Annotated in this window: 11 protein-coding genes; 3 read left to right on the plus strand and 8 right to left on the minus strand. The window is 45.4% G+C overall.

The window, feature by feature from the left end; genetic code table 11:
• Positions 1 to 53 precede the first annotated feature (53 nt).
• Positions 54 to 2,216, minus strand: coding sequence for a winged helix-turn-helix domain-containing protein (locus ACJJIP_RS02455; RefSeq protein WP_444946160.1), 2,163 nt, complete (start codon positions 2,214 to 2,216; stop codon positions 54 to 56).
• Between the two features lie 220 nt (positions 2,217 to 2,436).
• Between ACJJIP_RS02455 and ACJJIP_RS02460 the strand changes: the two genes are divergently transcribed.
• Positions 2,437 to 3,288 (plus strand): alpha/beta hydrolase, encoded by an 852-nt coding sequence (locus tag ACJJIP_RS02460; protein ID WP_444946161.1) that lies wholly within the window; start codon positions 2,437 to 2,439, stop codon positions 3,286 to 3,288.
• 56 nt (positions 3,289 to 3,344) lie between these two features.
• Positions 3,345 to 4,547: a serine hydrolase domain-containing protein gene (locus ACJJIP_RS02465; RefSeq protein WP_444946162.1), complete on the plus strand. Its 1,203-nt coding sequence runs from the start codon at positions 3,345 to 3,347 to the stop codon at positions 4,545 to 4,547.
• A gap of 167 nt (positions 4,548 to 4,714) precedes the next feature.
• Here the strand turns inward: ACJJIP_RS02465 and csrA are convergent, their stop codons facing one another.
• From csrA to ACJJIP_RS02495, 6 genes are all read right to left on the minus strand, one after another.
• Positions 4,715 to 4,927 carry a carbon storage regulator CsrA gene (csrA, locus tag ACJJIP_RS02470; RefSeq protein WP_371839273.1) on the minus strand — a complete coding sequence of 71 codons (213 nt, stop codon included), beginning with the start codon at positions 4,925 to 4,927 and terminating at the stop codon, positions 4,715 to 4,717.
• Between the two features lie 1,657 nt (positions 4,928 to 6,584).
• On the minus strand, positions 6,585 to 7,178 hold the full coding sequence (locus tag ACJJIP_RS02475) for a hypothetical protein (protein ID WP_444946163.1): 594 nt from the start codon (positions 7,176 to 7,178) through the stop codon (positions 6,585 to 6,587).
• 105 nt (positions 7,179 to 7,283) lie between these two features.
• A complete protein-coding gene (locus ACJJIP_RS02480) occupies positions 7,284 to 7,586 on the minus strand; it encodes a tyrosine-type recombinase/integrase (RefSeq protein WP_444946164.1) in 303 nt (100 codons plus the stop codon).
• Between the two features lie 349 nt (positions 7,587 to 7,935).
• On the minus strand, positions 7,936 to 8,388 hold the full coding sequence (locus ACJJIP_RS02485) for a nucleoside deaminase (protein ID WP_444946165.1): 453 nt from the start codon (positions 8,386 to 8,388) through the stop codon (positions 7,936 to 7,938).
• Positions 8,389 to 8,942: 554 nt separating this feature from the next.
• A complete protein-coding gene (locus ACJJIP_RS02490) occupies positions 8,943 to 11,504 on the minus strand; it encodes a hypothetical protein (RefSeq protein WP_444946166.1) in 2,562 nt (853 codons plus the stop codon).
• Positions 11,505 to 12,014: 510 nt separating this feature from the next.
• Positions 12,015 to 12,380 carry a MerR family transcriptional regulator gene (locus tag ACJJIP_RS02495; protein ID WP_444946167.1) on the minus strand — a complete coding sequence of 122 codons (366 nt, stop codon included), beginning with the start codon at positions 12,378 to 12,380 and terminating at the stop codon, positions 12,015 to 12,017.
• Between the two features lie 81 nt (positions 12,381 to 12,461).
• On the opposite strand from ACJJIP_RS02495, the gene ACJJIP_RS02500 reads away from it, so the two are divergent.
• Positions 12,462 to 13,148 carry an RBBP9/YdeN family alpha/beta hydrolase gene (locus tag ACJJIP_RS02500; RefSeq protein WP_444946168.1) on the plus strand — a complete coding sequence of 229 codons (687 nt, stop codon included), beginning with the start codon at positions 12,462 to 12,464 and terminating at the stop codon, positions 13,146 to 13,148.
• A gap of 142 nt (positions 13,149 to 13,290) precedes the next feature.
• Here the strand turns inward: ACJJIP_RS02500 and ACJJIP_RS02505 are convergent, their stop codons facing one another.
• Positions 13,291 to 13,743 (minus strand): nucleoside deaminase, encoded by a 453-nt coding sequence (locus ACJJIP_RS02505; protein ID WP_444946169.1) that lies wholly within the window; start codon positions 13,741 to 13,743, stop codon positions 13,291 to 13,293.
• Positions 13,744 to 14,023 lie beyond the last annotated feature (280 nt).

The following is a 14,023-nucleotide window of genomic DNA, read 5'->3' on the forward strand; positions in this document are numbered from 1 at the left end:
AGATGGTTTATAGCTAACCATCTTATTTTTGAAAACTAAAACAGGCTGTATTTCTATTCCCGTAAGAATAACTCAGCCACTTCCTTTTTAGCGGCAACAACATAGGTAATCATTAGGTTTTCCTGATTAATATCAGTCAAGTAATCGATATCTCTATGTACTGCTCTCAAAATGGAAAAGTCACCAGTGCTGAGATCGAATGACCACAGCTGGTCATCTCGATTGATTGAGTAAATCACATTCTCTTTGAGCACAAACCTTTTCTCACTACCCTGATGAACCAGCTCTTCGATTAGTTGATCTTCCGCTGGGCCGGGTTGCCAGAAGCGGTTCATATGATCCATATAGATCAGCCGGCCATCTTCGCTTCGTTGGGCCCAGTTAACTTGGGTATCGTTGATAATGCTAACTTCGAGATTATCCAAGTTTACTTCTGCAAACTTTGTAACGCCTTTAACCGTTAAAGTTAACAGTGCGAGGTTACTCACGCTATCCCACTGGAATAGTCGGTCAACTGGATGGGCTAGTGAGAAGGCTTCTCTGCTACCGTCCAGGGAGATCTTAGTCAGTATCTGATTGGCACTCGCCAGTATGCTTTGGCCGTCGGCAGACCAGCTAATACCGTAGATATTGGTATCCATTGGAAACTGACTGACTTGCCGTAAATCGCTGCCATCAGTTATCCACACCTGATCTTCACCAGAGCGCCTGGATGTAAATGCAATCAAGTTGCCATTGGGTTGGAAAATGCCATCATCTTCTCCCAAAATCGACCGTGTTGTGCTTGGGTAGAGTTCGCTGACATCTTCGTCCGAAGGTGTATCGATTGACTCAGGTTGGTTAAGCGGTATTGATGCAATGTCACTATCGTATCGGCCCTTAATCAGAAGTGCCCTCTGCCCATTTGGGTGGAATTCCGGCGAGCTGGCAGACTGATCCAGGGGTAAATCAAGCTTACTGACCTTTCCATCATAAGTGAGAGAGAAGAGCCGCCGCCCTGTGCTAAAGATTAACTCATCTGTAAGCGGTGAAAAGTTAGGGGATATGGTCCTGCGCTGGGGGATTTCATCCGGATAGTCTATCGGGTGGCTGGATAAAAGCGCCCCCTTGGAATCCAGCATATCGATATAAAGCTGGCCATCTTGATGATGGCTGGTTACGGCTATTAATCCATCACTTATTGAGTAATCAAAATAGGCCAGATTTCCATTCTCCAGATCATAAAGGACTCGACTGGTATTATCCCTGACTGAATAGTTGATCAACCGCCAACGGTTAGTCTCTTTATGCAAAATAGCGAGATTATTGTTATTTAACCATACGGGGTTCTTAATGGCCGAGTTCTTACAGCGCATTAATACATTTGGCTGTTGTGGGCTGACTAATGCCTTTTGAAAATCCAGGCTTACCAGGTTGTAACAGGTATTCTGGGTTAGCGGTATGGTGCAGTCTTCTTCGGAAATAAATACCAGTTTCTTGCCATCCGGTGACAGTGTATGGCGGCCATAAGTACCCCATTCTGGAGTTAACTCCGTTTCCTTCTGGGTATGTATATTCCTGGCCCAGATTTTATTCACACAGAGCTTATCCAAATAACGATTAAATATAATATATTCACCATCAGGTGAATATGAGGGGCCAAATTCTTTGTGATCCGTAGCCGTTACTGCCTGTAATCGATCAAATATAAGCTGAGCGTTTTGCTTGGGCGGAGAGTATTTAAATATAATAAATACTAATAATACCAAGCCGACAAGTGCAAAGATTGGAAATCGATTTGGTTTGATAGACTGGGTTTGGTGGCTTGGATTAGCCGGTGTTATATCTATTTCCGGCTTGGGGGAAGAAGGGGAGGGAGCTTCCTCTCTCGGTGCTGTCTTATCTTGTGGAATAGAATCATCTTGCCAAACAATATCACATTCCAGGCTATAACCTTGTTTGGCATGGGTTCTAATATAAGACTGCTGCTTCCGATCTTCCCCAAAGGCTTTTCTAAGTTGCGCAATACTTCTTTGCAGCGTATTGGGTGTGACTATTGTATCCGGCCAGACCTCAGACAGTAGCTCATCCTGGCTCACGACTTTTCGCTGATGTCTTGCTAAGTGGGTTAAGACAGCAAGGGCTTTAGGGGGGACAGTTTGCGAGTGCTCATGTCGGGTGATCTGGTTTCTGGATAAATCAACAAAGAAGTCACCCACCCAATATTGTGAAGTCATTGATGTATCTACCTGAACAAAATTTGAGCTGAATTTTGGCAATGGATACTAGCATAAACCCTGATTACAGCTAAAGCAGACTTTGTAACTTATTGATAAATAAGCACTTTATAGTAACAGAACAAAATCATTCAAAAGTCAGGGGCACTTCAGGTGTTTCATAGTCTCCTTGTTTAGATTGAGCGCTTCTCAGATCACATGTAACGGTATAAATACTGATATGAAAAAGCGTTTACTAGTTGCCTTCCTCTTGCTACTACCTATAACGGCTCTTAAAGCCGGTGAGCATAAAGCCCTGGAATTATCCACAATCCAAGTGATACCTATTCAGGACTCCGGCAATAACAGGGAATACGAGCTGTATATCAAGCTGCCTGAGAAATATGGGGAGAGTGATACCAAAAAGCATCCGGTTATTTACTATACAGACGCTTTATGGGCGGTTGAAATGCTATCTGCCACTACTGAATACGCACTGGAAGATGCCATTTTGGTGGGTATTAGTTGGCAGAAAGATATGGCCGGTGCTGAAAAAGAATGGTCGAGTCGATATCGGGACTTTAAACCAGCACTACCCTCAGATAATAAAGATAACGATAAAGAATCCTTTAAAGGAGAGGCCCATCAGCATCTCGCCTTTATCAGAAATGACGTTATTAAGTATATCGAAAGCAATTACCGCGCGAATCCAGATAATCGGACATATTTCGGTTACTCATTTGGTGGTCTCTTTGGAGTCTATGCCTTAATCAATCAACCGGATACTTTTCAGAACTACATTATCGGTAGTCCATCAAGATTGATAGGCACTTATATGGATTCTCGTCTTGAATTAGAGCCTAACAAACCATTGATGGAACTACCAAAACAAACCAATGTATTTATTGCCTACGGCGCTTTAGAAAAGGAGCTGGGTGCAACGGTAGAAAGGTTCGTAAGTAAGTTAAAGAGCCAAAAATTGGCTAATTTAATTCTGGAGCCAGCGGTTATCGAATCCGCGAATCACACTACAGCATTCCCAAAGTCATCAGTGCGCAGTATTTATTGGCTTGCCGATAAGCTGAAACACTAACCAATGGTATATCGAGTCATATTAAAAAAACTTCAAAGTTAAATTGAGGATATAAGATGATTTTTAAGAAACTAATCACAATCGGCCTAATGTACGGCATAAGCGCTACTGCAGGCGCGGGAGACTTAAAGGCACCAGAAATAAATATGGCCGACTATCGTAGTGACCTCCCAAACCTGGAGAGATCCACTCCAAAGCTCAAAAAGGCGTTTATTGATACGGCGCCAGCGGATAGAAAAGACGGTATTCCTGTTGGTGAGATAGATACAATTAAGGAAAGCTTGCAAAAGCTGGCCCAGGAAATAGCCGATAATCAACATACCCCCTACGATAGCCTGCTTATCGCCCTAAATAACAAGCTGGTATTTGAATCCTACTATTCCCTTGGCCGTGTCAACTTGCCTCACCCACAAGCATCTGCCACCAAGGCCTATACAGCCCTGGCAATTGGGCGGGCAATACAGTTAGGTTATTTGACCATGGCAGACTTGGACAAGCCAGTCATTTCCTTCCTAAAGGGGTTGGATAAGAAGCAACTTGTTAAAGGCGCAGACCTTGTCACATTGAATCATGCCATGAGCATGCAGTCAGGAATTCGAATTAAAGAGGAAAAACTGAGTGCCTTACTGGAAAATAAAGAGCAGTTAACTGGGAAAAAGCTGGCTCAAATCTATTTGAGCCATAGCAAACCGATAACCTCAGAATCGCAAACCTATTTATATCAAGGCTCAGACCCAATGATTGCAATGTTGGTTCTGGATGCCGTGGTTCCCGGTTCCGCCAGCGACTTTATTAAAAAAGAGCTGCTAGAGAAGATGGGGATCGATAGCTATCACTGGAAGGAAGCCGTTAGTGGGGTGCCCCAGGCAGGGTCAAGAGCCATGATGACATCTCGCAGTATGGTTAAGTGGGGTACATTGGTACTCAATAAAGGCAAATGGAATGGCCACCAGCTGATTCCGGCAGCGTTTATCACCAAGGCCACTGGTAAGGTAGCTGTTCCTACAAATGATGAGTTTGACTACACCAATTTCTCCTACGGTTATTTCTTCTGGCGAACCCCTCTGAAGGTTGGCGACAAGAAATACCTAGCGAAATTTGGCTGGGGCGGTGGTGGCCAGTATGTGATATCCATCGAAGACCTGGATTTGGTGATAGCTATCACCGGCCGCGGCGATGAAGAAAAAACCCTGGGCTTGATTGAACAACGTATTTTACCGGTTTTTGTATCTTCTGCATTAAGTGGTACAGCCGGCTAAATTGTTACATTAATTAACATTGCCTAGGCGCTGTTAAAGTTTTCTGTCCAGCATTTAGGACCTTTGGAATAGGGAAACCCTAAATGCTGGACAGATTGTTCGATTATACAAGGGTTGCGGTTGTTATCGTCCTTGGAGCAGTAGGGCCTAAGCAGGATTGTTAGGACTCATTCTACTAGGAGAATCTGTTTTTTTATCCCCCCGTTGTCTTGCCCCTGTTGTCTTTTGATTCTTCTATAAATTTCTTCTCGGTGAACCGGTAAGGACCTTGGGGCGATTATGCCTACCCGCACTTGATTACCTTTAACTTCTAATATTGTGATTGAGACGTTTTCCCCAATCCTGAGGTTCTCGCCAGTACGGCGGTTTAAAATCAACATATTGGTTTCCTAATGAGACGCAAAGCATTGGCGTACCTCCCGCAACGGGAAGGCCAGGAAAGTAATATCGGTTGCAGGCATTAGGAGGGGCGCGAGAACGGTAGGCGTAAAAGAAGAAAAGACGGGCGCTAGATTCCCAGTGCTTGGGGAATCGCCTCAGGTTACTGAATTTGCAACCTTTTATTGAAGACGAGCGGGTTTCTAGCGTACCATTCATGTAGCCACTTTGATAACTGTGATATCAATTTGGTTAGCTGGCCCCGGGTGTTGCCGCACCTTGGGTCAGCGCCTTTTACTTACTCTTACGTCACGCTACCGTTCTCCTTTGAGAATAGGTCTTTTAGAAAATTTTTAGTGTCCTTGTTTTATCCTGGGCTGTTGGCTTGTAGAAGCCGGTTTGATCAGTGCCCAGAATCTTGATAAATATCTTTCGATTCTACGCAGCTTTGACGCTGAAGAAAACTGAATAAATTCCAATAAGATTATTTGGGCGCCTATATTTTTAGGTGTACTTACCGCGAAGAAATGCAGCTTTATAAAGGGGGTGTCGAGAAGCTTTCATTTCTCTAACCCAGAATTTAAATGAAGTTTTGGAGTCTTATGAGAGTTGCAGTTTTCAAAGCAATCAGCTTTTTAAATTTGCGAAATATTTTTTAAGGGTTTGGTTTTGCGCGTTTTCATTGTAATTGTCTCGCTACTGCTTATAACCCTTTTGATAAAGGTGTCCGCCTGAAGTTTTGTATCGCTTTTCTGGACAGTATTCTGAGCACCCATTACAGGGTAGTTCTGACTAGGCTTTTAATCATGGCTAAGAAGAACCTGTAGAGACGAGAGGCTTCCTCTGTATAGGGTACATATCCACTTAAAAAATATCCAATGTCAATTTTTCTTGTAGTGTTTCACCATAAAACAGAGCCATGATTTTCTCCTCTAGGTAGCAATATTCGATCAACCTGGCATTTCGACTACCTTAATCCACCGGCACAATAAATTTGTGCTAGAGGCAACAGTTCCTGGCCTTTTAGCCCCTTACTAGGTGGGCTTTGGGGAATTAGAAATTCCTTCTAATTTGAAAAAAATATAAAAGGCCAGTCTCACGGTTGGTCTCTCTCGCAATAGATTCGTTCAGATAGCGCATGAACCAACTGGCATCGGTAAGTCGTGCCTTCCAAATTTTTACTACCTCTGTGAGTTGGGTGGGTTCGGCGTGATCTGGGTTTCATCTCTACAAAAACGCTGTGATAAAGCTGAGCCTTTGCATAATCGATACCAACGAGACACCACTTCTTTTAGATCCCAGTCATCCGCGTGTTGCTGGTGTATAAACAGCGCAATATGGTGTGACGTAGGATGCTTTATCTTCTGTGGATGTCCCATCACGCCTTTTATGTGCGTTACTTCAATCGGGAGTATCGGTGCTCGGGAACTTTCTGGTGGGGGGCTACAAATCCTGTCTGGTTCAATCTATCGAGAAACAGTTTGCCAGGCGGGTGACGGAAATGCTGCTGGAACGCCTATGTATGGCTTTACCATAAATGTGGGTATTCCTAACACAATATTGATCTGACCCCATTTATTTATAAGGCTCCGACAGGCATTGATCCTGTCGGATGAAAAACGTTCAACGCCTAGCAAACTGCTAAAAGGGAAATCGAGACTATCTATTGCTAGTCACTTTTTTAGAACCGACGTACATTGCAAATAACCGAAGGCCGATGGTAATTAAGACAAGCATACTTGGCGCTGTATGAGCGGGTATTGCCTTTAATTGGGTGATTTCTCTTTGAAGGGTCATCGTTTGATGTGGATTGGACTGGTGCTTTGGAACCTGAATGACGTTTTTCTTAAGTAATTTATCGAACGACTCGATTTCTCCCGCAAGCATATCCAGGAGTTCCAATTCGGTCTTGCCTTCCCATGGTAGCTGTTTCCTATATGCGTCAACTGCTTTACCAAGCTTTTTCCATTCTTCTGCGAGGAAGGCTTCAAGTGATGAGAGGGTCCTAAGCTTCGAGTTCATGGATTGATTGGCTCGGTAGGCGTTTTGTCCATGAGCGCCGCTCGCCATCATTCCACCAAAGTGCTGTACGTTATGTTTGGCGGTATTTAGGTTCCGGCTGATTAAGCTGAGTTGATCCAAAGTGTGGACCAGAGTCTGATCAAGTCTCGGATCTTTATTCTTAATCGCTGCCAGAGCGGTGTTAACCAGTCGACTCACCTGTACCTTGGTTGCATGTTCGTTGATAGACATATCCTTTTATCCTCGTAAATCCATTGATGAATGTGTTCTACCTCTCTGATTTGAGATGCATGTGCCACATTCAGTTTTTTCCTTGATGAAAACGAGAATTCTAAATCAAATCTGCCGAGTGCCGGGGTCTAATAGAGTACGGGCCATTGCACGGAATCCGTGGGTGGTCATGGTTTCATTGCCATAGCCCAGTGACCTGAGCGCAGTCTTCACACCGTTATCAGACAGTGGACGGCACTGGCCTCGAGCTGATGGGAAAACATATTTGCCATGACCTGTTAGCGGCTCCAGTTCTTGCAGTAAGGCAATAGCCTGTTCAGCAAGAGGGATAATGTGTGGCTGACCCATTTTCACTTTTTCGCTGGGCAGTTCTATGTGCTTGGCACCCCAACTGATTTCTGTCCACACAAGTTTTTCCAATTCTCCAGGGGGTAGAATAGGAGAGAGGGTAGTTTTAGAGCTGCTCTTACTGCTGAAATTTCGATCTAGGATAGTTGTGTACCTCAGGTATCCTCAGGTTAGGGCCCATATCTGGTGGCTGTTGCAGCCTTCACCGAATGGGCCTGCTTAGCAACTATCAGGCTGACCAGTAATGTGTCATATTGGTGCTGAGGAGGGGCCGTGGAGCTTCTCAAACATAATTGAATTCTTGAAAGCCACAGTGTAAACATCGAAAGAATCCATGAAATGTCAATCTTTTCTAATAATTTGGTTTATAGGTTGGCCACTATAAAGACACTTTGCAGTTAATGGTTTATTACTCGCCAATATCTTCATGCCAAATTTCAGGGTGTTGCTGAATGAATTGATTCATAAGACCAATACATTCAAGGTTATTAAGAAAAACCAAGCTTACGCCTTCAGATTTGAGTAATGATTCATCACCTTGGAAAGTTTTATTTTCACCGATAACAATACTTTTAATACCGTATAGGCGAATGGCTCCGCTACACATTGAGCAGGGTGATAAAGTCGTATAAAGCGTGCATTTTTGGTAATCGGCAGCGCGCAACCTCCCTGTGTTTTCCAGTGCATCCATTTCAGCATGCTTGATCACACTATCCTGTTGGATACGCTGATTGTGACCCCTGCCGATAATTTCATCATTCAGTACGATTACGCTACCAATGGGGACACCTCCTGCAGCTAAACCCTTACGTGCTTCCTCAATCGCTGCTTGCATAAAAGTTTCATGCCTGGATTTATTCATGGCAACACTCTGTTTAATTTGTTAAGAGTACTTGAAGCATAGGGCATAGCGTATTTGTCGATGCATTCTTCACACCAAGGTGCCTGATTTTACTGATCATAAACCACGCGATCTCAACAATATGAAGTGGCTGGTCGATAAAGTAGGGTAGTTCTGATTAAAGGTTCGTTTGCTTGGGTTCTTTTTCAGGCACATTATTTTTCGCTAGGACTACGGCGACTTTTGAGGCTTTCACTCCATAAATCTGCAACAAATTTTCAAATACTATTTCCGTACCTGCCCACTAGAAATCATGGAGTATCCATAAAGCTTTTGAAGGCAAAGGGTCAAAACGCTCCTGCAAAGTCAGTGGTACATAAATCACAGTATTCAGTATCGTATGTAGTTCGTGCATCGCTTACTTTTCACTAACAAACTGCGCGCCACTACAGTTTGTCGTGGCGCGTTGACGGTGCGGCGTCCAAAGAAGACTGGAGCGTGTACACACCGTCGCGGGATTCTGGTAACGAATAGGTTGCCCAGGCGTGTAATGGCCACCTGAGCAACCGCGCGAATTACTCCGGTACTGCGATAATTAGGAACGACACGTGCGATTCGCTGTTTTCTTGAGTGTGCTTGCAGTTCCCCGAGTCGCCGTCGCCGATCAGTGCGTGTGGATTGTGCAGTATGACCTGCGAGCCTGATGTGGAGTAGGTTTCCGAACCTCCGCCGACTTGCCGGATGTCGTGGTCACTGCTGTCGTAGTGGACGCGATAGCCAGACAGGAATACTGCCGCGTCGCTTATGGGCTGGCCCATCTCGACAGGGACGTCATCACTCGTGTTTTGGAGGTTTGTCACGTACTTTGCGATCAGAGGGGGGCTATTGCTCAGCTCAATGAGATTGCCATCAATCGATGCAATGGCATTGTTGCCCGAGTCATCGTGCATCTGTGCAGTCGATTGGATACCCACTTCGTAGTTGTTAGGAGCCGCGGTGGTTGCATCGAGCTCAATGGTGCGAACGTGGTGTGACTTTGGGGGTTCGCTCGGGTCGTTGTCCTTGTGGTACTCGCACGCCCAGCCTCCAAGGGCAGCATAAGCCTCTGGCTCATCGAGGGGGATGTATGGGCTGGTTGATTCATCGGGGATATCGGTGATGGTTCTCGGTAGGATCACACCGTCTTTAGGACCGTCGACGACTGCGATGCACGACAATGTCAATTGGGAGTCTGAGGGGCTTATGACTTTCTTCTGGCCGAACAAGGTGGCGTCAGGCGTGACGGTGAGGACGGCATTCTTGTTGTGGACCTGGGTGAGCGAAAGGCCCAGCGTTTGCGTCTGGTGGTCTGTACCTCCTTCGTACTTGAAGAACCAGTAGGTGGCGGCAACGATGAAGCTCGTCACTTCTGAGCCATATTTGCTGAAGTCAAACCGGAACCTTCCGCCGTTTTCATCCAGCTGCTGATTGATGTGCATCATCTGAATGTTCGGAGGCGCGATTGGGGTGGAATGAAGCTTGATTGGCATATAGGCCCAGTCACCACCAATCTGAAGATAGGCGGGCGAATTCGTCTTCTTGACCTGGAAGCCGGGAATTGCAATGTCGATACTCCCTTTCCTCGAACTCAGAATCGAGAGGATCAGTTGAATGACCCAGCCAAGCGGTACGAATGCCCACCAGAAGGGGAGTTTTGCCTTGGTCTTCACCTGAATGTTGAGCACATCGTCGTAGGCACTGAAGCTGACTGTCGCAGAGAGCTTAAAGGTCTGGTAGACCCACAGCGTCATGGCCCCCCGCTTCACCCTGACGTCGGCATTCAGAACAAGGTCGCCATCGTTATTGAAGGCCGCTTGAAGGTTATTCTCTTTTATCTTGATGTGCGCGCCGTCAATCACATCTTCGACGTCGGTGTTGAGGTACATTTTTTCAGGGTAGGTATCGGTCACCGTCAGCTGCGATGAGGTCAGTGGCGTTGCTTCAGCAATCGCTGCGGCCACCGAGGTCAAAATTATGTCGTTGGATACGATGAGTGCCGACGTACAACCACTAGGGACAGTTTGCGGCAGAAGCGCGTCTATTGGCTGGCGATTCCTACGGCATATCCCAAGCCCGAACAGGTTTGAGTCGGAGTCGCCACCAAAGGCTGTGTACATCACTCCGATTTCCAGGCTCCCGGCGGGCAGGGGGGTGCGTTGAGCGACTGTGTACTTGATGGGCCACTCGAAACTTGAGATGAGTTGGTCGACAGCGCCTTTCATCGCGTCGGTAATGTCGAGACCCTTGATCGGCTGCGAGAGTTGAACGTCGCTGAGATCAAGCTCCATCATGCGCCAGCTGGGCTTCTGGATGGTCACGGTGACCTGCCCATCGTGGTTGATGCTGGCGCTGGCTTGCATTTTGTCGAGGTCAAGAACGAGCCGGGCGTGACCGGGGCTTTGGCCCTGCGCATCTTCGATGTTGCTTGTGATACCTGGGAACTTGATGAACCCTGTGATGGGCAGGTCGAGCGTCGCCTTTTGGTCTTCGGGAGCGATGAAGGCGGGACAATCAAATGCAAACTCGTAGCGAACCTTGGCGGGGCCCTTGCCGACATTTCCGCTGAATGACCATTGGCCGGAGTCGCCTTCGAAGAGCTCGCTAATCCAATTGTTGACTGCGCCTTGAGTCGAGGCACTGATCAAGTCCCAGCCCTGCGAAAGGTCTGGATCTGGCGAGGATTCAACTTCTTGAAGACCTTGCTGCTCTTCAATTTCTTCTTCAATTAAGTCGCTTGGCTCTTCTCGGTCAACCAGGCCGCGCAGTCCCTGGACCAGCTCGGGGCGCGGATCGCATACCCGCTGAAAAGTCGCAATTGGGTCGAGCACGAACTGACGTGCATTGCCTTCAGATTCACCAAGCCACTCCAGCATGCGAGCTTCATGTTGCAAGAGCTGGCCAAGGATGGGGTCGCTTCGCAGTGGGTCTGTTTGAGATGTTGGCGTGAATTCGAAAGAGAGCGAGGTCGAACTATCTAGCTGTGTAGCTTGCTTGCCCAGCAGGCGTTGCAGGTCGTCGGGAGAGAGTGTGAGGGGCGCGCTTTGTTTTTTGAGTCGGCGCTGCAGGTCGTCGGGAGAGAGTGTGAGAGTCTCGTCCATGATGATGCTCCGTATTAAATTTTTTTGAGAAGGCAAATAGCTGGGAAGCGCCACGCGCCCTCTTTGACACAGCAATTGAATATCTGGCCCACAAGAAAATTGCCACCCGCCCTAAGTTACTCTTCAAAAGGGCATCAGCCAACAAGGTCGAAGGCATTATCAGGGAAAATGTTAATGTCTTTTGTTTGATAACATTTTTTGCGCCATTGTTGGGATGTTCTATAAGGAATCTTTCGGTAAAAAGTTACGCCACTATTGCAGTAGCAAAGGCTTTATCCATGGCTCTCGAGGTTATTGCTACGGGATGAGTATTGTGTGACGGATCAAAAATGCTTCCTTGGATATGAAAAACGGAGGAAGGAGAGGGCTAAATAACGTGCCAAAAAGCTGTTATCAGATTTTGAAGAGCCGGATAAGACTGGGCTTTTGGTGAGGGTGAAAATGCGATGTAGCACGATATTCATGGTGGGAAGCTTGCACCACCGTGGTTTAAATGGTAGAAGAAATAATCTAATCCCTGTCTGGTAGAAGCTCGCCAACATACTGCGCTAATGCATTCCTACTCTGTGTTAGTTGGACTATTTTTTCATCAAGTTTTTCTAACTCACTTTGTAGTGAGGCTTTGACAGCGGAGCACCCATAAAATCGAGGGATTGAATGCTCGCTCTCTATACAAGGTAATAATTCTTTTATTGTTTTTAATTTAATTCCACTTTCATTTAATGTTTTTATATTTTTTATCAGCTTTATATCTTCCTTTGAGTATTCGCGATACCCCGCTTTAGACCGGGTAGGGGTAATCAGTTTTTCAGCTTCGTAAAATCTTAGCATTCTCTGACTTACACCAGTAATTTTTGAAAGTTCACCAATGCGCATTTTTTCTCTTCTGAGGGTTGACTCTGACAGTACTGTTAAGGTTTACAGTGTAGCTTAAACGTAATGGCAGAGTAAAATTCAATGAAATTTAACTGTTTTAAAAGTCTTTCAGTGTTCTTATTTTCTCGGATCACGATTGTCACAATATTAATCTCAGTATCTACTTATGTGCACTCAGGCCCAATTGTTAGGGATTTAAATATTACAGTTGTTCATGGGTATATGAGTTCACCAGATGATCACTGGTTTCCCTGGCTTAGAAATGAGCTTCAAGATCGTGGTATCACTACTGAAGTTTTGTCGCTACCAAATCCATCGGTTCCGAACCCCGAAGAGTGGCAGGAGACCCTTTCAGATAAGTTAGGTAAGATCGACAGTAATAGTATCGTTGTCGCACATAGTCTTGGCTGCATTGCAACACTGAACTATCTTAATTCTCTCAAAAAAGAGAAGCATATTGCTGGGCTTGTACTCGTGTCAGGTTTTATTTCTAATATTCCAAATCTGCCGCAGCTTGATGGTTTTACTCAAACGGATTTAGATTTTAGTAAATTGATATTGGCGGCGGGCAAGATAATTGTGATTGGTTCTCCACAAGACTCCATAGTCCCATTTTATTTGACAGAAGAGTTGGCTGATCAGCTCCAGGCAACAATTGTGTCGATTCCTGATTCGGGACATTTTTTGGCTTCAGATGGATTTAGAAAATTTCCACAGTTATTAACAGTGATTGATAATATTTTGAAAAATGAACTGGTTGAAAAGTGAAATTGTGGGTTTGGTATATTTGGTGCCTGGCTAGACCTTCCTTTGATTTTTCTCGCCTATTAAGTAATAATCTACAGTGCTCGTGAATTACTCTTTGTAATATTCGGAAGGAAATTTAGTTTCGACTTTTGACCAGCCGCTTTTACCTGCCAATATCTTCATGCCAGATCTCAGGGTGCTGCTGGATAAATTCATACATAAGATTAATGCAATCAGAATTATTTGGGATAGTTAGGCTTATACCTTCAGATCTGAGTAATAGTTCATCTCCTTGAAAGGTTTTGTTTTCACCGATAACAATATTCCTAATACCGTATAGACGTATGGCTCCGCTGCACATTGGGCAGGGCGAAAGAGTCGTATAAAGCGTGCATTCTTGATACTCGATCGCTCGTAATCTTCCAGTCTTTTCCAGCGCGTCCATTTCAGCATGCTTGATAACACTATCCTGTTGGATGCGCTGATTGTGGCCTCTGCCAATAATTTCACCATCACGGGCTAATATACTACCAATGGGAATACCGCCTGCGGCTAAGCCCGTGTGTGCTTCCTCAATGGCTGAGCGAGGAAGGGTAATTTTTTCTGAATATATCACGGACAAGCAATAAAAAAGTCAACTGTCCCGGATTGCCTTTTTCGATTTGGAGGAGATGGCGGCTGAAAATATCTCTTAACTTTTTGATAAAGCTATATTAAATATTTCGTGCACTTGGTAACCCGTCAATAAATCTTTCCTATAGAGCGAACTACGGGAACTGATGGCTTTTTTTGTGCTGGTGTGTGCTGTATAGGATACTAACAGGCTGATGTTCCTGAGAGTTGGCCTGGCTCAATAGTTAGGGTATCCAAGCCCCCGTTCTGACGCGAATAAAACC

Source organism: Microbulbifer variabilis (assembly GCF_052467165.1).

Bases quoted from the DNA above. Each gene is read 5' to 3' on its own strand.
- csrA (WP_371839273.1), bottom strand. From the start codon at position 4,927: ATGTTGATTTTAAACCGCCGTACTGGCGAGAACCTCAGGATTGGGGAA.
- ACJJIP_RS02500 (WP_444946168.1), top strand. From the start codon at position 12,462: ATGAAATTTAACTGTTTTAAAAGTCTTTCAGTGTTCTTATTTTCTCGG.
- ACJJIP_RS02455 (WP_444946160.1), bottom strand. From the start codon at position 2,216: ATGACTTCACAATATTGGGTGGGTGACTTCTTTGTTGATTTATCCAGA.
- ACJJIP_RS02495 (WP_444946167.1), bottom strand. From the start codon at position 12,380: ATGCGCATTGGTGAACTTTCAAAAATTACTGGTGTAAGTCAGAGAATG.
- ACJJIP_RS02460 (WP_444946161.1), top strand. From the start codon at position 2,437: ATGAAAAAGCGTTTACTAGTTGCCTTCCTCTTGCTACTACCTATAACG.
- ACJJIP_RS02485 (WP_444946165.1), bottom strand. From the start codon at position 8,388: ATGAATAAATCCAGGCATGAAACTTTTATGCAAGCAGCGATTGAGGAA.
- ACJJIP_RS02475 (WP_444946163.1), bottom strand. From the start codon at position 7,178: ATGTCTATCAACGAACATGCAACCAAGGTACAGGTGAGTCGACTGGTT.
- ACJJIP_RS02490 (WP_444946166.1), bottom strand. From the start codon at position 11,504: ATGGACGAGACTCTCACACTCTCTCCCGACGACCTGCAGCGCCGACTC.
- ACJJIP_RS02465 (WP_444946162.1), top strand. From the start codon at position 3,345: ATGATTTTTAAGAAACTAATCACAATCGGCCTAATGTACGGCATAAGC.